Genomic DNA, 23,947 nt, shown 5'->3' with positions numbered 1-23,947 from the left:
TCTTTCAATGCCACAGGGCACCAATTCGGCCACGACCGGCAACGCAGCGCCGGCCACCAGCGGTGTCAGGGAGCAGCGCGTCACCAAGCAGCGCTTGGCCGTCAGCGCCGCCCTGGACGAATTGGATGACTTCGTGAGCACTCAAGAGCTTTACCGGCTGCTGCAGAACAAAGGCATCTCCGTGTCGCTTGCCACGGCCTACCGGATTCTGCAGTCCCTGGCCGACGACGGCCTCATTGATGTCCTTCGAAACGGCGACGGTGAAGCCGTCTACCGGCGCTGCGCGGTCACCGGACACCACCACCACCTGCTCTGCCGCAACTGCGGTAAGGCAGAAGAAGTGGAGGCACCCGCCGTCGAGACCTGGGCTGCCCGGACGGCAACTGAACACGGCTTCACCGAGGTTGCCCACACAGTGGAAATCTTCGGGTTGTGCCCCGAATGCACAGCCAAAAAGGCAGCCGGCAAGCTTTAGAGCGCTCCCGCCGGCTGGTCCCGTGATACGCGGCCATTAAGGCCCCTGTTAGCGCGGACCCTGCCGATGATCCGGCACACCACGTAAATCAGGAAGGACAGCGTGGTGACATACGGGCTGATGGGGAGGCGGCTGCCCAAAGCCAAAAGAATTCCACCCACTGTGGCCGTCATCGCGAAAAGCACACTCAGCAGCACTACCAAACGGGGTGATGTAGTCACCCTCAGCGCGGCAGCTGCAGGGGTGATCAGCAAGGCGAGGACCAAGAGCGCGCCCACGATCTGGATGGACAACGCCACACTGACACCCAGCAGCACCATGAAAGCGATGGCAAGGCCACGAACCGGCACACCCCTCGCTTCTGCCATTTCAGGGTCCACGCTGGCGAAGCTCAGTGGACGCCAGATTGCCGCCAAAGCAATCATCACCACCACAGCCGTGCCGGCAAGCACCTGCAGTTGCACCGTATCAACGGACACGATCTGACCTGTCAGCAGACCGAACTTATTTGCCGCGCGACCCTCATAGAGCGCCAGGAACAAAATGCCCAGGCCCAGCCCGAACGGCATAATCACACCAATAATCGAGTTCTTGTCGCGTGCCCTTACTCCCATGAAGCCCAGGAGTACAGCCGCGGCCACAGAGCCAATCAGGGAGCCGAAAATGATGTCGGCTCCGATCAGCAGGGCGAAGGCAGCACCGGCGAAGGACAGTTCGGAGATGCCGTGGACCGCGAAAGCCAGGTCCCGTTTCATCACGAACGTACCCACCAACCCGCCCAGAAGCCCCAGTACGGCACCCGCCCAGATGGAATTCTGGACGAGAACCAGCAATTCACCATAATTCTCAAAATTGAAAATGGTCTGCAGGATGCTCTCGACGTCCATCTAGAACTCCTCCCCGGTGGTTGCGTGGGCTTCGTCATGGAAGTGGGTGGTTGCGTCGGGAAGACCCACCACCACGATCCTTCCATTGGCGTGAATGACTTCCACGTGGCTGTCGTACAGTTCGGAGAGTACTTCCGTGGTCATGACCTCCTGCGGAGTTCCGACACGGAACTTTCCACCGGCCAGGTAGAGCACACGATCCACGTAGTCGATCACAGGGTTGATTTCGTGGGTCACGAAGACCACGGCGCTGTTCCGCTCATGGCATTGCTTGTTGATGAGTGAACTGACGCCCTGTTGATGATGCAGGTCCAGGGAAAGCAGTGGCTCATCGCAGAGGAGAACCTGCGGCTCGGTCGCCAAGGCCTGCGCCACCCTGAGACGTTGCTGCTCGCCGCCGGATAACTGTCCAACCGGCACCCTGGCGTAGTCCGATGCGCCCACCTGCTCCAGCAGCTGGTCGATCCGCTCGTTGACTTTGCCGGATGCAAACCGCATTCCCCAGCGGTGCCCATCGATCCCCAGCCCCACCAGGTCACGGGCGCGAAGCGGGGTGTCAGGGGCAAACGATTTTTGCTGGGGTATATAGCCGATTTTCTTGCTTCCCCGCTCCACCGGGTGCCCACCCAGGGACACGGTTCCGGAATGCAGTTCCTGCAATCCGAGCAGAACTTTCAGGAAGCTGGTCTTGCCGCTGCCATTTGGACCAAGGACAGCGAAGAACTCACCCGGGTTGATGTCCAGGTCCAGGTCCCGCCAGAGTGTCCGCTTGCCGAACTGCAGGCTGGCTCCGCGGAGGCTCACTACCGGTGTCAAAAGTTATCCTCATATCCATGCATTCCGTGGAACGCAGTTGTTGTGCCGCTGGTATTGGCCACCAGGCTGGTGGCAAGCAAAAGGCCCCGCAGCCATCCTGAATATCTTAGGACGCCGGCGGGGCCCTTCACCCCATAACGGGTGCAGGGAACGCTACTTCTTGAGTGCGGCGGTGACTGATTCCACGTTGTCCGTCATCCACTGGAGGTAGTCTTTCCCGTCCGGCAGCGTTTCAGTGAAGTTCACAACAGGTACCCCGGCCGCTTCCGCAGCCCGCTTGACCGACTCGGTCTGCGGCCCCTCCGTCTGCTCGTTGTACGCCAGGAACCGGACCGATTTGGCACTGACCAGATCTGTGGTTTCCTTCAGTACCGCAGCCGGGACATCGGTCTCTTCTTCGATTGCCGCGCTGTAGGCTTCCGGCGTCTTGTTTTCCAAGCCTGCAGCTTCGAGGAGGTACAGCGGAACGGGTTCAGTGACGGCCACGGGGGCGTGCTCATTGCTGGCCTTGATCTCGTCAAGCTTGCCCGTCAATTCTGAGAGCTTTGCCTTGAATGTCTCCGCATTAGCCGTGAAGGTGGAGGCCGATCCCGCGTCAAGGCTGCCCAGCTTGGCGGCCACCGCGTCGGCAACCTTGCCCATGGTGTCCAGGCTGTACCAAACGTGCTCGTTAAAGTCTCCGTGGTTGTGGGTGTGGCCCTCTTCGCTGTGCGCTTCTTCGCTGTGGCCCTCCTCTTCCGGAGCAAGGCCTGAAATCTCGACGGCGCTGATCATGTTCTCGTGGCCGACTTTCGTCTCATCAGCAATCTTGTGGAGGAACTCGTCATAGCCACCGCCGTTCTCCACTACGAGCTTGGCTTTGGAAATCACCAGCTTGTCCTGGGCGCTTGCCTCGTATGAGTGCGGGTCCTGGCTGGTCTTGGTGATGATGGCGTTCACGTTGACTTTGTCCCCGCCGACAGCCTTCACGACATCCCCGTAGACATTGGTAGAGGTGACAACTTCAATGGCGCCTGTTGTGGGATCATTGTTCGCTCCGGCGGTCCCGGCACAGGACGACAGCAGTAGGGCGGACAGAGCTGCAGAAGCGGCCACGGACAGGCGGGTGGCGGAACGACGCACGAAGACCTCGGATCTACTCAAAATGAGAATCAAACACAATTACTGGGAGATTTCAGTGTAGCCCCAAATGGGAATGATTCCTATTTAGAAGGCTCTGGCGTCACCTTGAACCAGGCGACGCCAGAGGGATCTACCGCTTCCTACTGCACCTGCTGACCGCCATAACGGCGAATGCCGGTTGCCTGTGTAGCATCGCGGATCTCACCCACTAACTGCTCAATGACGTCCTCCAAGAACAACACGCCCTGGGTCTCCCCGCCCGAACCCACTACACGGGCCAAGTGCGAACCCGTTCGCTGCATGACGGACAATGCCTGCTCGATCTCGTCGTCCGGAGCCAGGTTGGCCAATGACCGTATCCTGCCCTCGGCAATCGGGTGTTTCCTGCCCTCGTCCGGAATGGACAGGATGTCCTTCACGTGGAGGTACCCGGCGAGTTCGCCGTCGTCGTCAACCATCGGGAACCGTGAGAAACCGGTGCGGCTGACCGCCTTCTCCAAATCCACGGGAGTGGATGCTGTCTTCAGGACCACCAGCTTGTCCAAGGGAACCATGATGTGCGAAGCAGTGTGTTCGGAAAATTCCAGAGCACCGCTCAAAAGACCCGCTTCATCGTCCACCAACCCATGGCGCGTGGACTCCTGGACGATCGACTGGACTTCCTCAAGCGTAAAGGAAGAGGACACTTCATCCTTGGGTTCAATTTTCATCAGCCGCAGGATGTGGTTGGCGAGCCAGTTCAATGACCAGATCACCGGGTTCACCACCCGGGCTATGAACATCAGCGGCGGCGCCAACAAGAGAGCCGCCTTGTCTGCAACGGAAACCGAGATGTTCTTGGGCACCATTTCGCCAAAGGTAACGTGCAGGAACGTGACGAACAGCAAAGCGATGGCAAACGCGATGATGTCTGCCAATTCAACCGGAACACCAACCAGCTCAAGGGGCTCCGCCAACAGATGGTGGATGGCCGGCTCCGCAACCTGAAGGATCAGGAGCGAGCAGACGGTAATGCCAAGTTGCGCACAGGCGAGCATCAGCGAGACGTTTTCCATTGCACGCAGTGTTGTTTGCGCGCGCTTGGACCCGGCTTGTGCCAACGGCTCAATCTGGCTTCGACGCGCGGACATGACCGCGAATTCAGCGCCAACAAAGAAGGCGTTGCCAATCAGAAGCACCACAAGCCAGACGATTCCTACCCAGTCATTCATAGGGCACCTGCTTCACGGCGCGGATTTTCGGCATCCGCAGCATCCGACATGTCCGTCTCCACGTGATGGAAACAGATCCTGTCGATCCTTCGGCCGTCCATCCTGGTCACAGTCAGCGTCCCGCCGACGGTTTCGACGACGTCGCCAGTCCTTGCGATGCGCCCCAGTTGGCTCATGACGTACCCGCCCACGGTCTCGTAGGCCGATTCGTCGGGGACAGTGAGGTTGGGTATCTGCTCGGATACCTCGTCCGGCCTCAGCAAGCCCGGAAAGTACCAATCGCCGGATGCACTCTGCAGCACTCCCGGCCGGACTTTGTCGTGTTCGTCAGCAACTTCCCCGACGATTTCTTCCACAAGGTCCTCCAGCGTGGTGATTCCTGCGGTTCCGCCGTATTCATCGAGTACAACCGCCAGTTGGAGGTTGCCTTCCCGCAACTCGGACAGGAGCGCATCCAAGTGGATCGTCTCCGGGACCTGCAGGACATCCGTCATGATGGCACCGGCCTCGAGCTTGGCCCGGCGCTCAGCGGGGACGGCTACCGCCTTCTTGACGTGGACCACGCCGCGGATGTCATCGGTGGAATCACCAATGACAGGGAATCGGGAGTATCCGGTCCGTCGCGCAGCATCCAGGACATCGGATACAGGCTGGTCGGCGTCGATCGTTTCCATGCGGATGCGTGGCGTCATGACGTCCGCCGCAGTGCGACCGGAAAAGTTCAAGGTGCGGGCAACAAAGTTGGCCGTGCCGGCATCCAATGTCCCCAACTCGGCGGAGCGCCGTACCAAGGAAGCGAGTTCTGCAGGTGTCCTTGCCCCTGAGATCTCTTCCTTGGCTTCAAGACCGAACAGGTTCAACACCTTGTTCGAGAATCCATTCAGCACCACGATTGCGGGCTTGAAGACAGCTGTGAACATCAATTGGGGGCGCGCCAGGCGCTTACCTAACGGAAAAGCGAGAGCAATGGCCATGTTCTTGGGGACCAGTTCGCCAATCAGCATGGACAACAGGGTTGCGATCACCATGGCAAGGATCAACGCCACGGAATGGGTGACCTCGGCAGGGATGCCCACCGCACCCAATGGTCCCAGGAGAAGCTGCCCCAGCGACGGTTCCATCACGAAACCTGTCAGCAAGGTGGTGAGCGTAATGCCCAACTGGCAGCTGGAAAGCTGGGTGGAGAGGGACTTGAGGCACTTCAACAGCGGGGCGGCGGCGTGGTCGCCATTATCCACCGCGCGCTGAACGCTGGCTTGGTCCAAAGCAACAAGGGAAAACTCAACTGCTACGAAAAAGCCGGTGCCAAGAATCAGAGCAAAACCGGCTAGGAGGAGAATCCATTCCACTTAGCGCATCACTCCAAGAGTGGGCGCGTGCAGTGGAGATAATGCCTGCTGCGCCGGGATTCGCCCGGGCGAAGGCTGGTCGGGTCCCGCAGACGGACGGTCCGCAGAACCACCGGCAGTGAGCGCCGGCGAGTGATGGGCATGTGAACGGGTGTTGCCGGCTCGACGGGCACGCTGTGCGGGGTTGCCTGAGCGGCTCCCCCGACAGTTCCCAGGCCGGCACCTAGATTTACTGTCCATAAGACTTTCAGTCTACAGTCAGCCGGGCAGTGATGCCCTGCCGGCGTCACGTACCCTTCAAAGAAGAGGCACATGTCCATTAAGTCAGCCACAACATGATTTAGGTCACCACTATTGGCAGTTAACCAACGATGCTAACTAGACTGACATGGGTCTGAGTTCGCGGGACCCGGACCCTGGCCCGTCATTGTGGAGAGCATCTGTGGCCAGCGGGAAAACAACACTCATGGAAGAGGCGTATTTCAAGTGCCAGAGCAGCCCAGCCACCGTCTACCAGAGGAATTTGGCGGAAACGAGTGGCTCGTTGACGAACTGTACGAGCGGTACCAACAGGACAAGAATTCGGTCGACGCCAAGTGGTGGCCGCTCTTCGAGTCCTTTGCTTCCGGTGACGGCACTTCTTCCAACGGATCCTCCGCAGCCGCTTCGGCTGTCAATCCCCCTACCCAAGCACTTCCCGTGGTAGCTCCGCCCGCAGCGGCACCGGCACCGACGCCGGCCGCTCCCGCAGCTGCCCCCGAGCCTGCACCGGCGGCACCCGCCCCGGCGAAGAAGGCACCCGCCACGGTTGCCCGGGACGGAGCAAAGAAGCCCGTCGCCGGTGCCACGGCCCAGCCGATTCCGGCACAGCTTCCCAAGAGCACCAAAGCTCCCACGGCACCCGAGGAAGACGTCGTTTCCGTCCTCCGCGGCCCGGCCAAGGCCATCGCCACCAACATGGTGACCAGCCTGGAAGTACCCACCGCCACGAGCGTCCGGGCAGTTCCTGCCAAACTGCTCATTGACAACCGGGTTGTCATCAACTCCAACCTTGCCCGCGCCCGCGGTGGCAAGGTGTCCTTCACGCACCTCATCGGTTACGCCGTTGTCCGCGCGCTCTCCCAGTTCCCCTCGATGAACGTCTACTACGACGAAATCGACGGCAAGCCGAGCGCCGTCCAGCCGGCTCACGTCAACTTCGGCATCGCCATTGACATGCCCAAGCCCGATGGCACCCGCCTCCTGATGGTTCCGAACATCAAGAAGGCCGAGACCATGGACTTCGCGGAGTTCTGGCACACCTACGAGGACCTCATCAAGCGCGCCCGCAACGGCAAGCTCACTGCTGACGACCACGCGGGCACCACGGTGTCCCTCACCAACCCCGGTGGGATCGGCACCGTCCACTCGGTGCCGCGCCTTTCCAAGGGCCAGGCTGCCATCATCGGCGTCGGCGCGCTTGATTACCCGGCCGAGTTCCAGGGTGCCAGCGAGAAGATCATCGCCCAGAACGCCATCAGCAAGATTCTCACCCTGACCTCCACCTATGACCACCGTGTTATTCAGGGCGCAGGCAGCGGAGAGTTCCTGAAGCTCGTCCACCAGCTCCTCCTTGGCGCGCAAAACTTCTATGATGAGATCTTCGAAGCCCTGCGCATCCCGTACGAGCCCGTGCGTTGGAGCCCGGACCTCCAGGTTGATCCTGCAGACGAGATCAACAAGGTTGCCCGTATCCAGCAGCTGATCCACTCCTACCGCGTGCGCGGCCACCTGATGGCTGACACCGATCCCCTGGAGTATGTCCAGCGCAAGCACCCGGACCTTGACGTCCTGACCTACGGGCTGACCCTCTGGGATCTGGACCGCGAGTGGCCTACCGGCGGGTTTGGTGGCAAACCACAACTCAAGTTCCGCGACATCCTTGGCGTCCTCCGCGACGCGTACTGCCGCACCACGGGCATCGAATACATGCACATCCAGGAGCCGGCGGAACGCAAATGGTTCCAGGATCAGCTGGAGCACCCGTACTCCAAGCCGAGCCGCGAAGAGCAGCTGCGCATCGTTTCCAAGCTCAACGCCGCAGAGGCTTTCGAGACCTTCCTGCAGACCAAGTTCGTTGGCCAGAAGCGCTTCTCCCTCGAGGGCGGCGAGTCGCTGATTCCGCTGCTCGACGCCGTCATCTCTGACGCGGCCGACGACGGACTGGACGAAGTTGCCATCGGCATGGCCCACCGTGGCCGCCTCAACGTGCTGACCAACATCGCAGGAAAGACCTACGCACAGGTCTTCCGCGAATTCGAAGGCACCCAGGACCCCCGCTCGGTCCAGGGCTCCGGTGACGTCAAGTACCACCTCGGCACTGAGGGTACTTTCACCTCGGACAACGGCAAGCAGACCAAGGTCTACCTCGCCGCCAACCCGTCCCACTTGGAAGCTGTTGACTCCGTCCTCGAAGGCATTGTCCGCGCTAAGCAAGACCGCCTGGACCAGGGTGAGTCCTTCCCTGTCCTGCCCATCATGGTCCACGGCGACGCAGCCTTCGCGGGCCAGGGTGTTGTGGCTGAAACCCTCAACCTCTCGCAACTGCGCGGCTACCGCACCGGCGGTACCATTCACGTGATCGTCAACAACCAGGTTGGCTTCACCACCGCACCGTCGTCATCGCGTTCGTCAACGTACTCCACCGACGTTGCCAAGATGATCCAGGCACCGGTGTTCCACGTGAACGGCGACGACCCCGAAGCCGTGGTGCGCGTTGCGCAGCTCGCCTACGAGTTCCGTCAGCGGTTCCACAAGGACGTCGTCATCGACATGGTGTGCTACCGCCGTCGCGGCCACAACGAGGGCGACGACCCCTCGATGACCCAGCCGCTCATGTACAACCTGATCGAAGCCAAGCGCTCCGTTCGCAAGTTGTACACCGAGTCGCTCATCGGCCGCGGAGACATTACCGAGGAAGAAGCTGAGCAGCTGCTCCGCGACTACCAGGAGCGCCTTGAGCGCGTCTTCGCTGAAACGCATGCCGCACAGACTTCCCCGATCCCGATCATCACGGCGGACTCCGCTGCTGTCTCGGACATCGAGCGTCCCATTGCGCAGCAGTCTGACTTCGGGACGAACTCCCCCACGTCCACAGCGATTTCCGCCGAAACCCTTGCCCGCATCGGCAAGGCGCACCTGGAAATTCCGGATGGCTTCACCGTTCACTCCAAGCTCAAGCAGCTCCTGGAGAAGCGTGAGCAGATGTCCCGTGAGGGCGGCATCGACTGGGGCTTTGGCGAGATCGCAGCCTTTGGCTCACTGATCATGGAAGGCGTACCCGTACGCCTGGCCGGCCAGGACTCCCGCCGCGGCACGTTCGTCCAGCGTCACGCAGTGTTCCACGACCGCGCCAACGGCAACGAGTGGCTGCCTTTGGGCAACCTCTCCGACGACCAGGCCAAGCTGTGGATCTACGACTCCCTGTTGTCCGAATACGCTGCCATGGGCTTCGAATACGGCTACTCTGTGGAGCGTCCGGATGCTCTGGTCCTCTGGGAAGCCCAGTTCGGTGACTTCGTCAATGGCGCCCAGACCATCATTGACGAGTTCATTTCCTCGGCGGAACAGAAGTGGGGCCAGCGCTCCTCGCTGGTGCTCATGCTCCCGCACGGTTACGAAGGCCAGGGACCGGACCACTCGTCGGCACGCATTGAGCGCTTCCTGCAGATGTGCGCCGAGGACAACATGATCGTGGCCAACCCCACCACTGCTGCCTCACACTTCCACCTGTTGCGCCGCCAGGCCTACAGCCGCCCACGGAAGCCGTTGATCATCTTCACCCCCAAGCAGCTGCTTCGCCTCAAGGGCGCGGCTTCGGCTGTTGAGGACTTCACCACCGGAGGCTTCAAGCCGGTTATCGGTGATCCGGACGTGCAGCCGGCCAACGTGGACCGCGTCATTCTGGTCTCCGGGCGTTTGTACTACGACCTCCTGTCCAACCGTCAAAAGTCCGGCGATACCTCGACGGCGATCATCCGCGTGGAGCAGCTATACCCGCTGCCGAAGGCAGAGATTGATGCCGAGCTCGCCAAGTACCCGAACGCTGACATCGTGTGGGCACAAGACGAGCCCGCCAACCAGGGTCCCTGGCCGTTCATGGGCCTTAACCTGGCACCGGAGCTTGACCGCAAGCTCCGCCTCGTGTCGCGTCCGGCTTCGGCATCCACCGCTGCCGGATCCATGAAGCGCCACGCCGCTGAACAGGACACCCTGATTAAGCAGGCGTTCGAACGCAAGTAAGCGAAACTGCCCGGCCTGAGGAGCGATGTGCGCGCCTTAGGCCGGGCAGTTCTGTTTAATGGGACAGGACCCGGTTCCCAAACCGGCCGATGATCGGCCAAACCGTGCAAGGACCGTAACGAGTGTGAAGAGGTAGCCGTGGAAGACAGGAAGCTGCGCATCGCAGCTGTAGGAGATGAACTGCTCGCGGGCCTGGGGGATCCCCGCGCCTTGGGCTGGCTCGGTAGAGTCCTGGCCCGCACACCCCAGGATTCCGTCGTGGTGGAAAGTTTCCCGCTCCCCTGCCCCATGGAAGGCACCGAGGGCCTCGCCGCACGCTGGCAGGATGAAGCCGGAAGGCGCTTCAGTGATCAGCATGAGAATCGACTGGTGATCGGCCTTTCGGGTCGCGACCTTGAGTTTGGACTGTCCACGGCACGCAGCCGGCTGAACCTTGCGAACATCCTTGACGGGGCTTCGCACAGCAGCGTGGAGGTCTTTGTGGTGGGCCCGCCGCCTACCTTGGACCCCGCACGCAACAAACGTCTGGCCGAGCTGAACACGGCGTTTGCCGACGTCACCACCAGGCGGAACCACCATTACGTTGACACGTTCTCTCCCTTGCTCAATCATGAGCAGTGGAGGACGGACCTCGCAGCCAATGGGGGAACACCGGGCCAGGCCGGCTACGGATTGATTGCGTGGCTTGTCCTGCACCGCGGCTGGTTCCAGTGGCTTAATATCGCCCAACCGGAGTAGCCATGACGCGGATCGTGTAGGTTTCTGTCAGAGCACCATTCACCGCGGCCGTTGTTGCCGCAGTGGTCGCTACAGTTTCCTGCAGTTCCGGTCCGCCCTCACGGCTTCGTACGGCACTGGTGTCCGCGACGCCCAGCGCGAAGTATCCATCGGGACCATATCCGGGTGGGCTCCGTCACCAAGACCTGGACCACAACTGCCATTTTGCAGATGGTCCAGGAGGGCAGGCTTTCCTTGGATGATCCGGTGTCCCGGCACCGCCCCGACGTTCCCAACGGCGACAACATCACCATCGACCAACTGCTGACCATGCGGAGCGGGCTGTACAACTACACGGAAACCCTTGACCTCAATTCGGCCATGGACACAGACCCGCAAAGGGCCTGGCAACCGGACGAACTACTTGCCCTGGCGTACAGGCACCCACCGTACTTTGCGCCCGGCCAGGGTTTTCATTACTCCAATACCAGTACGGTCTGCTAGGCCTCATCGCCGAAAAAGTCGACGGGAAACCCTTGGGGCAACTGTTCAGGGACCGCATCTTCGAGCCGCTGGGCATGACAGGAACAGTCTTCCCGGACATTTCGTCCAACAGCATTCCCGCACCCCACCCCCAGGGCTACTTCTTCGGGGACAACGTCCTGACCATGACTAATCCCGCGCTGCCGGAGGCCATGCAGCAGGAAGCCATCGCCGGCACGCTCGCGCCCAACGACGTCACGCTCATCGGAAAGATGTACCGGTCCTAGGCCCACCCTGCCGTTGATTAGCACACGCAGAACCATTGCCTCCACAGCAGATGCGATATATCGTGTTTACATAAACGCGATATATCGCAACGTGGAGGAATGATGTCTGACGAACTATGGACCGTGACGGACCCCCAAACCATTGACGTGGAGAATGTGCGCTCACTCAAACTCGGCATTGTCAAAGGCCGCTTTGACGTCGTGACGCACCAGGAACCTTTTGTCCGCATCGAAGTCAGTGAGATCACGGGCGACCCGCTGACGGTCACTCTTGTTGACGGAAGGTTGGAAGTACGCCATCAACTGCAGGGACCGCAGGGCTGGTTCCGCAACTTAATGAGCACCGTCAATAACACCAGCAGCAACTCGGTGATCGTCGGCATTGCGCTGCCATCCGGCGTCGACGTTGAGGCGGGTACCGTGAGCGGTGACGGAATGGTCTCGGGCATCAGTGGACGCACCCGGCTCAATACGGTGTCCGGTTCTGTCCTGGCGGACGGCACCAGCGGCGAACTGCACGTCAATACAGTCAGTGGCGAGGTCATCGCCAGAAACCACGACGGCGTCCTGACCGCCAAGAGCGTCTCAGGCGAAGTCACCGCTTCGGGCAAGTTCAAGAACGTCCGTGCGAGCACCGTGAGCGGCGACCTCAGCTTTGACCTGCAGGACTACACCAACGACCTCGGGGCCAACTCCGTTTCCGGAGACCTGACCATCCGGCTGCCCCACGACGTCGGCCTGGACATCGTGGCGAAGTCGGCCAGCGGAACCGTGGTGATCGACGACCAAATGTACGCCCAAGCAGGCAGCACTGTTCACACTATTGTCGGTCCCGACGACAGGCTGATGCTGGTGCGGACCAACACCGTTTCCGGCAAGACCTACATCATGCACGGATCGGCTCCCACACCGGAAAGCGGCCACCCCATCCCCGGGGAAGCAGGCCTCTGATGCCTCCGGTTTTCGCTCACGGCGCCCTGCGGCTGTACCTGCTCGCCTTGCTGGAGGCCGGTCCCAAGCACGGCTACGAGCTCATCAAGGCGTTGGGCGAACGGTTTGGGGGCACCTACTCCCCTAGCGCCGGTACTATTTACCCGCGCTTGGGCAAGCTGGAGGAGGAAGGCCTGGTTGCCACGGAGACCGAAGGCCGCCGCACCAAGTACCTCATTACGGACGCCGGCCGCGCTGAGCTCGATACTCGCCGGGATGAGCTGGCCAATGTCGAAGACACCATCTCCGCGTCCGTCAGGCGACTTGCCGACAACCTGCGGGAGGACATCCGCACCAATATGCGCGGCCTGCGGGCAGATCTTGCGGCCACTGCTGAAGCTGCACGAACCAGCGCTTCTTCGGCCCATTTGCGGAGCAGGACGATGGGGCATACTCCCGAAAGTCAACGCATGCTCAAGGAAGCGGAATTATTGGTTCAGTCCTTCAGGGATGACATCCGCGTCGAGTTACGCCAATACGGCGCCTCGCAGTCCCTGACTCCCCTGACGCTCGAAACTGTGCGCACCGTATTGGACCAGGCCCGCATATCGATCAGGAACACGCTGCATCATTGACGACGCCGGCGGCCACCAAGCAGCTCAAAACCTGCCGGTTCGCGGCGCAGCACCCGGATGTGCGAAACTGGAGGGCAGCTTTATTGAGTATCAATCCTTGAAGGAGGCCAGCTATGAGCAAGCGTGCACGTAAGCGTCGTGACCGTAAGCGCGGCGGCGCGAACCACGGCAAGCGTCCCAACACCTAAGCCACCGGCTTAGCGTCACAGGCTTAAAAGCGAAGGCCCCGGAAACCATGCGGTTTCCGGGGCCTTCGACGTTAAGGTCAATCCTGTAAAGAATCAGGCTCTTCAGCATCCGGCCGGGATCAGGCGTCCACTGGCTTGATGGCGTGGATGCGGTCCAGTATGGAGTTTTTCAGGTTCTCCGGGGCGGATTCAGTGCATGACCGCTTAACCATGGTGCGGATGAGGCACTCAAGGTCATACTGCTCGGCGCACTCCTCGCAGGTATCCAAGTGCTGCTTGATCTCAGTGAGATCCTCGCGGGTCAATGCGCCGTCGAGGTACTCGTAGATCCGTTGCATTCGCGTATCGTCGCAATCGCCCAATCCCTGGCAGTCGCTCATTTCTCTTTCTCCTGATTGTTGCTTCCGGCCGCGGCCTGATCTTCGGTTTGGGCCCTGAAGCCCCGTTCGGCGGCATAGTCCGCCAACATATCCCGCAGCATCTTCCTGCCGCGGTGCAACCGTGACATGACCGTGCCGATCGGGGTATTCATAATCTCTGAAATTTGTTTGTATGCGTAGCCCTCAACGTCCGCGAAGTAGACCGCAAGGCGGAATTCCTCAGGAATCGACTGCAAAGCGTTCTTCACGTCGGAGTCAGGGAGGTGATCCAGTGCTTCGGTCTCTGCCGACCGTAAGCCTGCCGAAGTGTGCGACTCCGCCTTGGCCAACTGCCAATCCTCGATCGTGTCCGAGTTGGACTGCAGCGGCTCACGCTGGCGCTTCCGATAAAGGTTGATGTAAGTGTTGGTGAGGATCCGGTACAGCCAGGCTTTGAGATTAGTTCCCGGCTTGTACTGATGGAACGCCGAAAACGCCTTGGTGTAGGCCTCTTGGACCAGATCTTCGGCATCGGAGGGGTTGCGCGCCATACGCATGGCTGCCGAATACAACTGGTCCACGTACTGCATGGCGTCACGCTCAAAGCGTGCCCGCCGCTGTTCCGGGGTTTCCGAAGCAGGATCGACGTCGTTTGCCGCCGTCGCGTCATCATCCGCGCCGGCTGCCTGGTACTTGGCCGCTGCGGCCGGTTCAGTGGTGCTCATCGTTGCCAAGTCTACTGTCAGCTGCCGCGATTCCGGCTGCATTCCATATCCAGGCTCCGGCAGCACCACCCGGTCCTTAACCAAAGTCAAAAAACCCACTCCGTTCAACAGGCGGCACACACCATGCCGCAGTCCGGTCTCCGCCGCACCTGTGGTTCACAACGGTGGCTGCCGGGTAAATATTCCGCAAAAGTGCAAGACTAGATCAGACTGCACCCCTTGAACACAACATTCACCGAACTAATGTGGCAAGCCATCAGGAGGCAAGACATGTCTGTTATCCGTTTTCTCGCACGTCCCATGCTCGCGTCCAGCTTCGTCGTCGCAGGGCTGGACAAGCTCAGGAACGCGGACGACACTGCGAAGCAACTCTCTCCCGTCCTTCGTCGCGCCTCCGAATCGCTGCCCTTCAAAGCTGACGAAAAGACACTCGCGCGCGTCCTCGGCGGTGCACAGTTGGGCGCCGGCGCTTTGCTCGGGCTCGGGAAGCTATCACGCTTTGCCGCCACGGTTCTCGCTATCACTTCGGCGCTGAACTCCTATGTCGAGTGGCGTTCGGCCGACATCAGCACCAAGGAAGGCCGGAGCGCCCGCAAGGCGCAGTTGCTGAAGAACATTTCCCTCACGGGCGGCGTGCTTCTTGCCGCAGTTGATACCGACGGCCGTCCGAGCATTGCCTGGCGGGCAGAACACTTGGCGGCCGATGCCAAAAAAGTGACAGGCAAGCAAATCAAGCGCGCAGACAAAGCAGTTCGCAAGGCCGTAGACAACGCAGTTGGAGCATAAGGAAGCATGACCGGCACCACCTCCGCTAACACCGAATCAGCAAAAGCCCCCACCACGCTGCCCTTGTGGCCGGCGCCTCACGCCAAGGGGCCAGTGGACGCAACGGTGACGGTCCCAGGTTCAAAGTCGCTAACAAATCGGTTCCTGGTGTTGGCGGCTTTGGCGGATGGTCCCTCACGGTTGAGGGCTCCCCTTCACTCGCGCGACTCCGCACTGATGATCCAAGCTCTCCAGCATCTGGGTGCCACCGTCAAGGAGGTACCCGGCGACGGCCACTTCGGTCCGGACCTGGAAATTACTCCGTTGGATCCGGCTGCACCCGGAGCTGAGACGGCAATCGACTGCGGGCTCGCAGGAACCGTTATGCGGTTCGTTCCCCCATTGGCTGCGCTGCGTCACGGCGTCACAGTCTTCGACGGCGACCCCCACGCCCGCAAGCGGCCCATGGGGACCATCATCGAAGCCCTGATCGCCCTCGGAGTCCCGGTGGCAGCAGATGGCGGCAGGACGCCGTCGTCCCTTCCCTTCGCTGTGGACGGTACCGGCGAAGTTCGGGGCGGCCACCTGGTGATTGATGCCAGCGCTTCATCGCAGTTCGTTTCCGCGTTGTTGCTGGTGGGTGCCCGGTTCGTTGAGGGCCTGCATCTGGAACACGTGGGCAAACCCGTTCCCAGCTTGGACCACATCATCATGACGGTGGAGGTCCTCCGCAGCGTGGGTGTCACGGTGGACGATTCCGTACCCAACCACTGGCGTGTCTCGCCCGGCCCCATCCGGGCCTTTGACCAACGGATTGAACAGGACCTCTCCAACGCCGGACCCTTCCTCGCCGCGGCGCTGGCCACACGTGGCACCGTCCGCATTCCCAATTGGCCTGCCGGCACCACGCAGGTAGGCGATCAATGGCGGAGCATCCTGGCTGCCATGGGTGCAGAAGTAACGTTTGACGACGGAACGCTGACAGTGACCGGCGCGGCCGAGATCAAAGGTGCCGACTTCGACGAAACCAGCGAACTGGCGCCGACGGTCGCCGCATTGTGCGCCCTGGCCAACGGGCCCTCACGGTTGACCGGCATCGCCCACCTCCGGGGACACGAAACCGACCGGCTTGCCGCGCTGGTTGCCGAGATCAATGGCCTCGGAGGCGATGCTGAGGAAACCGCCGATGGCTTGGTGATCCGCCCGGCTGCCCTTCATGGAGGCGTCGTCCACAGCTACGCCGACCACCGCATGGCTACTGCCGGCGCGATCCTTGGTCTGGCCGTCGAAGGCGTACAAGTCGAAGACATCGCCACGACGTCAAAAACCATGCCGGAATTCCCACAGATGTGGGCGGCCATGTTGCAGCAAACAGATGACAGCGACGATCTTGATGAGGCCAGTAACTGACCATGGGCCGTGACGCACGTTCCTGGGACGAATCCGACGTCCGGATCCGTCCCAGCAAAAAGGGATCCAGGCCCCGCACCAAGGACCGCCCCAGCCACGATGACGCCGTGATAGGCAGGATCATCACTGTGGACCGCGGGCGCTACCGGGCAATTGTTGGCGAAGATTCCGCCAACGAGCGGATCGTGATTGCAGCCCGCGCCCGTGAGCTGCGGCGAAATCCCGTTGTCCCAGGGGACTTCGTCGCGCTGGTAGGTGACGTCTCCGGGTCCCCCGACACTTTGGCGCGGCTTGTCCGGGTGGAAGAGCGGAAGACGCTTCTTCGCCGCAGCGCTGACGATACCGACCCCATAGAACGGGTAGTTGTAGCCAACGCCGATCAGCTTGTTGTGGTTGTTGCGGCGGCCAACCCGGAACCACGCACCGGGTTTATTGATCGTGCCCTGGTTGCGGCATACGACGCCGGCATCGAGCCGTTGCTGCTGATCACCAAGGCGGACGTCAAGGATCCGGCGGAGCTCCTTGCCAATTACCTGAGCTTGGACTTTCCCGTGATTATCAGCCGTACGGCTGACTCCGAGGCCGGCGGCATTGATGCCCGCTCGGATGATGGACTCTCAGCCCGGCTGGACAAGGACGCCGTATCCCAGCTCCGCTCACATCTAGGTGGCAAAGTCACCGTCATGCTGGGCCACTCGGGTGTCGGCAAATCCACCATGGTTAACGCACTGACGGGGGCGGAGCGCGCCACGGGCGGAGTCAATGCGGTGACGGGCCGTGGCCGGCACACCTCATCCTCGGCCTTGGCGCTGAAGCTGGACGACGCCCCGTCCGGCAGCTGGATTATCGATACGCCCGGCATCCGTTCCTTCGGCCTGGCGCATGTGGACCCGGACCGGATCCTCCATTCGTTCCCGGACCTTGAGCCCGGCACGGAAACCTGCGACCGCGGCTGCAAGCACAGTGCAACCGCCACCAATTGCGGGCTGGATGCATGGGTGAACGATGGCCACGCAGGACCATCAGGAGTAGCACGGTTGGCCTCCCTGCGCCGCCTGTTGGGTGCAGACCCAAGACTCGAGGCGAAAGAGACCAAGGAACTGGGCACCGTCAACTGATCGTTACCGGCTTCACGTCCCCAATGAGGCGAACGATTCAGGATAGTTTGGTGGCATGACCCATCCCGTTTCCACGTACAACGATGACCTGCGCCTGGCCCACGTCCTCGCTGATTCAGTCGATGCCCAGACCATGGATCGCTTCAAGGCACTGGACCTCAAGATCGAAACCAAGCCCGACCTCACGCCGGTCACTGACGCTGACAAGGCCGCTGAGGAAGCTATCCGCGGCCAGCTGTCCCGCTCGCGCCCACGTGATGCGGTCCTGGGCGAGGAGTTCGGCAGCAGCGGCCACGGCTCGCGCCGTTGGATCATCGACCCCATCGACGGAACCAAGAACTTCGTCCGGGGTGTTCCGGTGTGGGCAACGTTGATTGCCCTCGTGGACGACGGCGAACCTGTGGTGGGCGTTGTGAGCGCCCCGGCATTGGGGAAACGCTGGTGGGCCGCCAAGGACATGGGCGCCTACATGGGCCGGTCCCTCGCCTCGGCCACGCGCCTCAAAGTTTCCAACGTCTCCAGTTTGGCGGACGCCTCCATGTCCTACTCCAGCCTCTCGGGCTGGAAGGAACGCGGCAATCTTGACGAATTCCTGGACCTCACCGAAGATGTTTGGCGCACGCGCGCCTATGGTGACTTCTGGTCGTACTGTCTCGTGGCCGAGGGCGCAGTGGACATCGCCTGCGAGCCCGAGCTGAACCTTTATGACATGGCAGCACTCGTGCCCATCGTCACTGAGGCCGGTGGACGTTTCACCTCCCTGGAAGGCGAAGACGGTCCCTTCGGCGGCAATGCACTGGCCACCAACTCGATCCTTCACTCCGAGGTCCTCAAGCGGCTCAACCCCGGCTTGGACGATCTTCTCTAGTCCTCCTGCAAACCAGCAGGAACGGAATATTCGACGGCGGCAGCCCCCTTTTGGGGGTCTCCGCCGTTTTTTATTCGACAAAACGCGCATTATGGCTCCGACGTAACAAAGGGCTTAACAATCGGCAGCGGCTTTGGAAGGGCCCCCGGACGTGCTTTAGCCTTTTTACAGGTCACGAGTGCCAGCGCTAAACCCCGGTTTGCTGGCCGGCAACCCTCCATTCGCGGTGGGGTGCCCCGGGTGACGACCCGGCCGGTCCGGAACGGATGCGGCAAGCGCGGATTCCCTGTGGGGGGGTCCCTCTTGAGTGAGGTCCTATGAGCACTGTCACGTTCGACTCAAACATCATTCCGTCCTTCGCCGCAGAAACCACAGCAGAGACAGCCGCCGCTGCACGGCCGCTGGCAGCTGTTACCGGCGCCGAGTTGCAAGCGCCCCTGATTCAGGGCGGACACGTTCGCTACGCAAACCTCGACTACGGGGCATCGGCTCCGGCGTTGACCATCGTCTCGGCGTACCTCAACGAAGTCCTTCCCTACTATGCGAGTGTCCACCGCGGCGCGGGCTACGCCTCCCAGATCAGCACCTCGGTGTACGAAAATTCACGGAACATCGTCCGCGGATTCGTTGGCGGGCGGGCAGATGATTCTGTCATCTTCACCCGGAACACCACGGACTCCTTGAACCTGCTGGCCGGCTGCCTTCCGCTGATTGACGGCAAGCCCGCAGGTGAGGTCCTCTACCTGGATATCGAACACCACGCCAACCTGCTTCCGTGGCAGGGTGTCCCGCACCGCAGCGTCGTAGCGGCACCAACCTTGGCCGAGACCCTGGACAAACTCCGCGGGGAGCTGGCCCAAGGCGGTGTCAGCCTGCTTGCGGTGACCGGAGCCTCCAACGTCACCGGTGAGATCCTACCCATCGCAGAGCTTGCTTCCCTGGCCCACCAGTACGGTGCACGGATTGTGGTGGATGCCGCCCAACTCGCACCGCACCGTCGGATCAACATCACCGAGGCAGACGTGGACTACGTGGTCTTCTCCGGACACAAGCTCTACGCCCCCTTCGGCGCCGGCGTTGTGGTGGGCCGTCCCGACTGGCTCGACGCCGGCACTCCGCACCTGGCCGGTGGCGGCGCGGTCCGTGAAGCCCGATTGGACTCCGTTAGCTGGGCGGCAGGCCCTGCGCGGCACGAGGGCGGCTCGCCCAATGTTCTGGGTGCCGCAACCCTCGCCCGTGCCACCCAGGTGCTGGCCGGGTTGGACCAGGACGAGTGGCACGCCCATGAAACCGCCATCCGCTCCTACTTGGTGGAAGGCCTGGAAGCCATCGACGGCGTGACCGTGCACAAGATCTTTACAGACTCCTTGGACACCATCGGTGTGGTCAATTTCTCCGTCGAAGGATTCGACGCCGGATTGGTGGCCGCCTACCTGGCAGCAGAGCACGGAGTGGGCCTGCGGGATGGCCGCTTCTGCGCCCACCCGCTCCTCAAGCGCCTGGGGCTCCCCTCAGGCTCTCTGCGTGCCAGCTTCGGCGTCGGCTCCCGGTTGGAGGACGCTTCCAGGCTGCTCGCAGGCATCCAAGGGCTCAAGCGCGACGGATTGGGTTGGGACTACGTGGTGGACGAGGGCCGATGGGTTCCCGCCAATGACCACCGCACCTACCCCGAATGGGCGCCCAACACTCCGGGCACTGCGGGAGCAGCTCCCTGCACAGTCGACTAGAAAACACACAGTCGACTAGAAACACTGTGGACCAGGCACACTGTGGACCAGGCGTAACGGCCGCTGCGGTAAATTCGTAGGGTACCTACTGGCCATCCTGTGAAGGAGTTCTGCGTGTCCCTGCGTTCCCCGGGCGCCGCAAACAGTGCGGCCGGCATTCCCGGACCCGCTGGACCGCGAGGTCCCAAGCTCCACGCTGCCCGTCGGCGCGAACTCGGCCAGAGCTTCCAGGACGGCGGAGAACACTATGACCGTGTGCGTCCTGGCTACCCACGGGACTCCCTGGATTGGCTCGTTCCTCCCGGGGCAAGGTCGGCGGCCGACCTCGGCGCAGGCACAGGAAAATTCACGGCACTCCTTATCCAGCGCGGACTGGCGGTCACCGCCGTCGATCCTTCCACGGACATGCTGGAGCAACTGCGAAAAAGCTACCCCCTCGTCAACGCGCTGGAGGGAACGGCAGAGGCAACTGGACTGACGGACTCAGCATTCGACGTCGTCAGCGTTGCCCAAGCCTGGCACTGGTGTGAGCCCATGGCAGCGAGCACCGAGATCTCCCGGATCCTGCGTCCCCACGGAGTCCTGGGGCTGATCTGGAATCAGTTGGACACGTCCATTCCCTGGGTACACCGCCTTTCCCGCATCATGCATGCAGGCGATGTCCACAAGCCCGGCTTCCGGCCAGTCATTGGCCCGGAGTTTGGCGGTTTGGAAAGCCACCTGACCCAGTGGGAGGATGCCCTGACTCCTGAGGACATCATGGAACTCACCAAATCCCGCAGCTACTATCTCCGAGCCAACGACGCCACCCGGGCTAAGGTCATGCACAACCTGGAGTGGTACCTCCATGACCACCTCGGTCATGCCCCAGGTGAAACCATCGGGTTGCCCTACATGACGCAAACCTGGCGGGCGTTCAAGATTCAGGGTCCGGCGCCACGGTAGGCTTGGGGTGTGAAGACCAGTACGCCCTCCTCCTCGATTGAGGACTACGTCAAGGTCATCTACTCCTACACGGAGTGGCAGGACAAGCCGATTACGTCATCCCAGCTCGCCCTGCGCCTCGGGGTGGCAAATTCCTCAGTGTCGGAGATGGTGCGCAAACTCAAGGACCAGGGTTTGGTTGATCACCAGCCCTATAGCGCCATCAGACTGACCCCTGAAGGCATGCGGCTCGCCCTCTCCATGGTGCGCCGGCACCGGCTCATTGAGACGTACCTTGTTGAGGAACTCGGATACAGCTGGGACGAAGTCCACGACGAAGCCGAGATGTTGGAACATGCGGTGTCCGATACCTTCATCGAACGCATGTCCGCCAAGCTTGGCCATCCTGTCCGGGACCCGCACGGGGACCCGATACCTTCGGCCGATGGATCGGTTGAGCTGCCGCACGCCTACCGAATGATCGAGTTGGATCAGGGCCACTCGGGTCGCATCACACGAATCAGCGACGAAAATCCGGACCTCCTGCGCTACCTTGCCTCGGAGGAGATCTCCCTGGACGCACCGGTGGAAGTGGTGGGGCGTAAACCCTTTGGCGGAGCTTTGGTAGTGCGCATCGGCAGCGGCTCCCGTGGCCGGGAATTCGATCTCGCGGATGAAATCACGTCAGCTCTGTGGGTCCAGAGCTCCGAGACGCACGAAGGCTGCGTTCTTCCCGCCCGCTGAGTCCGTTCGCGCCTGATCCCGTTCGCGTCTGAGCCCGTGCGCGCCCGAGGTCAGTTGACCTGCCCGCCCGGCCCGCCGTCGTCGGACGCTGTACCAGGTTCGCTGACAGCGGCAGTTGCGGCGTCTTGCGCAGGGTTGCGGATTCCGACGGCGGAAACCACCGCCCCGAACAGGAACAGGCCCGCCGTCACCAGCAAAGCGTTATACAGGCCTTCCCGGGTAAAGGCCGGACCCACAATGACCCCGGCGAAAGCGATGGAGATCAGACCCGCAATACGCGCCACGGCGTTGTTCACCGCCGAACCAATCCCAGCCTCCTCAGACGGGACGGCGCCAAGGATTGCAGCCGTCAGCGGCGCCACCAAGGTAGCCAGCCCGAGACCAAAGACCACCTGGCCCGGCAGCACCTGCGTCCAGTAGTTGAGGGGGTCCTGAATAGTCAACGACATCAGGAAACCCCCACCACACAGAATCGGTCCGATCGTCATGAACCATCGTGGGCCGTACTTACCGGCAAGCCCACCAAAGTAGGACGCACCCAGCATCAGGATGACCGTCCCTGGTAGCAGCGCCAAGCCCGCCATAGTGGCTCCCATGCCACCCACCTGCTGCAGGTAAATGCCCAACACAAAGAAACCCAGGGAGATCGCGGCGTAAATGGCCAAGGTAGCGAGGTTACCCCAGGCAAAGTTGCCGATAGTGAAGAGCCTCAGCGGCAACATGGGCTGAGCAGTCCGGGCCTCGTGGAGGAGAAACAGAACCATTGCCGCAATTCCCACCATAAGCGGAATCCACACTTGCGGGCTCCCCCACCCCATCCTCCCCTGTTCGATGAACGCATACACCGGCCCACCCAAGCCGACCATGGCCAGGAATGCTCCCAAGTAGTCGATGCTCTTGCTCTTGTCCCTTGCGGCGTCGGAGGCGCGCAAACCCGCAAGCAAAGGCCAGATGGCAACGGCCGGGATGACATTGATGAAGAAGATGACCCGCCAAGACAAAAGGTCCACGGCCATTCCGCCGATCAGCGGACCCACAATGGCCGCGGCACTGGTCCACCCGGACCACTGCCCAATGGCCTTCGACTGCGCCGGGCCGGAGAACGACGAGATGATCATGGCAAGCGAACTCGGAACCAGGAGCGCGCCGGCGATCCCCTGCAACGCACGGGACACCACCAGCACTTCACCGGTCCATGCCAGACCACACATCACAGAGGTGACCGCGAAACCAGCGAGGCCCCATTCGAGAATCCTTGCCCTGCCGAAATGGTCGGACAGTGAGCCGGCAACCAGGATCAACGCCCCCAGGGTGAGCAGGTAAGCGTCCACCACCCATTGCTGGATGACCAGCCCACCACCCAGTTCACGCCCGATGGCCGGGAGTGCGAGATTCACCACAAATCCATCAAGGATGGCGATGAACGAAGCCACAATTGCCACCACAAGTACGCGCTTTTGGAGCGGAGTTCTCGGCAGGAGGGCCGCTGCGTCAGTCATGTGCACAGCCTACGCCGGGGAAGTCCCGTATCGTTGAATGGTGATTAGCAGACGTGATGCCGCCTTGGCCCTTGATATTTCGATGGAAATGGCCCAACGCCACGGTATTCCGTCCCGCCTCTCGGAGGCCGACCTCAGGGACATGCAGGACAACCCCCCAGCGTGGTTGGTACAGTCCCGAGCCAACCGAACCGGCAAGCGACCCGTGTGGGTCCATCTGACCTGCGCTGTGTGCGGCTACACCGAGGCCGTTCGCCCCAAGAAATGGTGGCCCGATTTCTCCTTCGTCTTCTGTGGCACCCACCGGAACAGCGAACTGCCCGAACTCTTCCTCGGTGACGTACGCAGCGAATATGAAGGCGTCGGAAGCCGATTCGTCGGTGTAGTGGACGTCCGCAAGGACCAAGGCTAAACAGGGAGCCTAGCC

At 61.6% G+C, this 23,947-nt stretch carries 22 protein-coding genes, 1 pseudogene and 1 riboswitch; of the genes and pseudogenes, 15 read left to right on the top strand and 8 right to left on the bottom strand.

The window, feature by feature from the left end:
- The first annotated feature begins 7 nt into the window (after window positions 1–7).
- Window positions 8–475, top strand: a complete 468-nt coding sequence (locus MOD31_RS02045) for a Fur family transcriptional regulator (protein ID WP_142938605.1) — start codon at window positions 8–10, stop codon at window positions 473–475.
- Here MOD31_RS02045 and MOD31_RS02040 read toward each other — a convergent pair.
- From MOD31_RS02040 to MOD31_RS02020, 5 genes are all read right to left on the bottom strand, one after another.
- The gene (locus MOD31_RS02040; protein ID WP_142938604.1) at window positions 472–1,362 is read right to left on the bottom strand and encodes a metal ABC transporter permease; all 891 of its coding nucleotides are present in this window, start codon (window positions 1,360–1,362) and stop codon (window positions 472–474) included. The genes MOD31_RS02045 and MOD31_RS02040 overlap by 4 nt on opposite strands.
- On the bottom strand, window positions 1,363–2,166 hold the full coding sequence (locus MOD31_RS02035) for a metal ABC transporter ATP-binding protein (protein ID WP_142938665.1): 804 nt from the start codon (window positions 2,164–2,166) through the stop codon (window positions 1,363–1,365).
- Window positions 2,167–2,331: 165 nt separating this feature from the next.
- The gene (locus MOD31_RS02030; RefSeq protein WP_250819724.1) at window positions 2,332–3,333 is read right to left on the bottom strand and encodes a metal ABC transporter solute-binding protein, Zn/Mn family; all 1,002 of its coding nucleotides are present in this window, start codon (window positions 3,331–3,333) and stop codon (window positions 2,332–2,334) included.
- Window positions 3,334–3,440: 107 nt separating this feature from the next.
- Window positions 3,441–4,511, bottom strand: coding sequence for a hemolysin family protein (locus MOD31_RS02025; RefSeq protein ID WP_166840169.1), 1,071 nt, complete (start codon window positions 4,509–4,511; stop codon window positions 3,441–3,443).
- The gene (locus tag MOD31_RS02020) at window positions 4,508–5,860 is read right to left on the bottom strand and encodes a hemolysin family protein (RefSeq protein WP_142938601.1); all 1,353 of its coding nucleotides are present in this window, start codon (window positions 5,858–5,860) and stop codon (window positions 4,508–4,510) included. The genes MOD31_RS02025 and MOD31_RS02020 overlap by 4 nt, the downstream gene beginning before the upstream one ends.
- Window positions 5,861–6,346: 486 nt before the next feature.
- Here MOD31_RS02020 and MOD31_RS02015 point away from each other — a divergent pair, with 486 nt between their 5' ends.
- The 6 genes and pseudogenes from MOD31_RS02015 to MOD31_RS22120 all read left to right on the top strand — a co-directional run bounded on the left by MOD31_RS02015 (window position 6,347) and on the right by MOD31_RS22120 (window position 13,381).
- Complete coding sequence (locus MOD31_RS02015) at window positions 6,347–10,141, top strand: multifunctional oxoglutarate decarboxylase/oxoglutarate dehydrogenase thiamine pyrophosphate-binding subunit/dihydrolipoyllysine-residue succinyltransferase subunit (RefSeq protein ID WP_142938600.1); 3,795 nt, start codon at window positions 6,347–6,349, stop codon at window positions 10,139–10,141.
- 138 nt (window positions 10,142–10,279) lie between these two features.
- A complete protein-coding gene (locus MOD31_RS02010) occupies window positions 10,280–10,879 on the top strand; it encodes a GDSL-type esterase/lipase family protein (protein ID WP_141282482.1) in 600 nt (199 codons plus the stop codon).
- Between the two features lie 210 nt (window positions 10,880–11,089).
- Window positions 11,090–11,628: pseudogene (locus MOD31_RS22125) on the top strand (serine hydrolase domain-containing protein).
- Window positions 11,629–11,730: 102 nt separating this feature from the next.
- The gene (locus MOD31_RS01995) at window positions 11,731–12,579 is read left to right on the top strand and encodes a DUF4097 family beta strand repeat-containing protein (protein ID WP_250819722.1); all 849 of its coding nucleotides are present in this window, start codon (window positions 11,731–11,733) and stop codon (window positions 12,577–12,579) included.
- On the top strand, window positions 12,579–13,193 hold the full coding sequence (locus MOD31_RS01990) for a PadR family transcriptional regulator (RefSeq protein ID WP_250819721.1): 615 nt from the start codon (window positions 12,579–12,581) through the stop codon (window positions 13,191–13,193). The genes MOD31_RS01995 and MOD31_RS01990 overlap by 1 nt, the downstream gene beginning before the upstream one ends.
- A 113-nt stretch (window positions 13,194–13,306) precedes the next feature.
- Window positions 13,307–13,381, top strand: coding sequence for a 50S ribosomal protein bL37 (locus MOD31_RS22120; RefSeq protein ID WP_369299106.1), 75 nt, complete (start codon window positions 13,307–13,309; stop codon window positions 13,379–13,381).
- A gap of 119 nt (window positions 13,382–13,500) precedes the next feature.
- Here the strand turns inward: MOD31_RS22120 and rsrA are convergent, their stop codons facing one another.
- Together rsrA and MOD31_RS01980 are read right to left on the bottom strand one after the other, a co-directional pair.
- Window positions 13,501–13,761, bottom strand: a complete 261-nt coding sequence (gene rsrA / locus MOD31_RS01985) for a mycothiol system anti-sigma-R factor (RefSeq protein WP_142938598.1) — start codon at window positions 13,759–13,761, stop codon at window positions 13,501–13,503.
- A complete protein-coding gene (locus MOD31_RS01980) occupies window positions 13,758–14,555 on the bottom strand; it encodes a sigma-70 family RNA polymerase sigma factor (RefSeq protein ID WP_142938597.1) in 798 nt (265 codons plus the stop codon). The genes rsrA and MOD31_RS01980 overlap by 4 nt, the downstream gene beginning before the upstream one ends.
- A 180-nt stretch (window positions 14,556–14,735) precedes the next feature.
- On the opposite strand from MOD31_RS01980, the gene MOD31_RS01975 reads away from it, so the two are divergent.
- The 7 genes from MOD31_RS01975 (at window position 14,736) to MOD31_RS01945 (ending at window position 22,021) form a co-directional block, all read left to right on the top strand.
- Complete coding sequence (locus MOD31_RS01975; RefSeq protein WP_142938596.1) at window positions 14,736–15,251, top strand: DoxX family membrane protein; 516 nt, start codon at window positions 14,736–14,738, stop codon at window positions 15,249–15,251.
- 6 nt (window positions 15,252–15,257) lie between these two features.
- Window positions 15,258–16,640, top strand: coding sequence for a 3-phosphoshikimate 1-carboxyvinyltransferase (gene aroA / locus MOD31_RS01970; RefSeq protein WP_250819720.1), 1,383 nt, complete (start codon window positions 15,258–15,260; stop codon window positions 16,638–16,640).
- Window positions 16,641–16,642: 2 nt separating this feature from the next.
- Complete coding sequence (locus tag MOD31_RS01965; RefSeq protein WP_142938594.1) at window positions 16,643–17,758, top strand: ribosome small subunit-dependent GTPase A; 1,116 nt, start codon at window positions 16,643–16,645, stop codon at window positions 17,756–17,758.
- A gap of 55 nt (window positions 17,759–17,813) precedes the next feature.
- A complete protein-coding gene (gene hisN / locus MOD31_RS01960) occupies window positions 17,814–18,626 on the top strand; it encodes a histidinol-phosphatase (protein ID WP_142938593.1) in 813 nt (270 codons plus the stop codon).
- Between the two features lie 170 nt (window positions 18,627–18,796).
- Window positions 18,797–18,910: riboswitch (SAM riboswitch) on the top strand.
- A 33-nt stretch (window positions 18,911–18,943) separates the two neighbouring features.
- Window positions 18,944–20,353, top strand: a complete 1,410-nt coding sequence (locus MOD31_RS01955; protein WP_250819719.1) for an aminotransferase class V-fold PLP-dependent enzyme — start codon at window positions 18,944–18,946, stop codon at window positions 20,351–20,353.
- A 120-nt stretch (window positions 20,354–20,473) separates the two neighbouring features.
- Complete coding sequence (locus tag MOD31_RS01950) at window positions 20,474–21,298, top strand: class I SAM-dependent methyltransferase (RefSeq protein WP_238703395.1); 825 nt, start codon at window positions 20,474–20,476, stop codon at window positions 21,296–21,298.
- A gap of 9 nt (window positions 21,299–21,307) precedes the next feature.
- Window positions 21,308–22,021 carry a metal-dependent transcriptional regulator gene (locus MOD31_RS01945; protein WP_142938590.1) on the top strand — a complete coding sequence of 238 codons (714 nt, stop codon included), beginning with the start codon at window positions 21,308–21,310 and terminating at the stop codon, window positions 22,019–22,021.
- Window positions 22,022–22,071: 50 nt separating this feature from the next.
- Here the strand turns inward: MOD31_RS01945 and MOD31_RS01940 are convergent, their stop codons facing one another.
- Entirely contained in the window at window positions 22,072–23,526 is a 1,455-nt protein-coding gene (locus tag MOD31_RS01940; RefSeq protein WP_250819718.1) for an MFS transporter, read from the bottom strand.
- A gap of 76 nt (window positions 23,527–23,602) precedes the next feature.
- Between MOD31_RS01940 and MOD31_RS01935 the strand changes: the two genes are divergently transcribed.
- Entirely contained in the window at window positions 23,603–23,932 is a 330-nt protein-coding gene (locus MOD31_RS01935; protein WP_142938663.1) for a hypothetical protein, read from the top strand.
- Window positions 23,933–23,947 lie beyond the last annotated feature (15 nt).

Origin of the sequence: Paenarthrobacter sp. TYUT067 (genome assembly GCF_023656375.1) — a bacterium.
Taxonomy (GTDB): Bacteria; Actinomycetota; Actinomycetes; order Actinomycetales; family Micrococcaceae; genus Arthrobacter.
The sequence above is the reverse complement of the archived record's forward strand: the minus strand, read 5'-3'. Positions and strand labels throughout refer to the sequence as shown.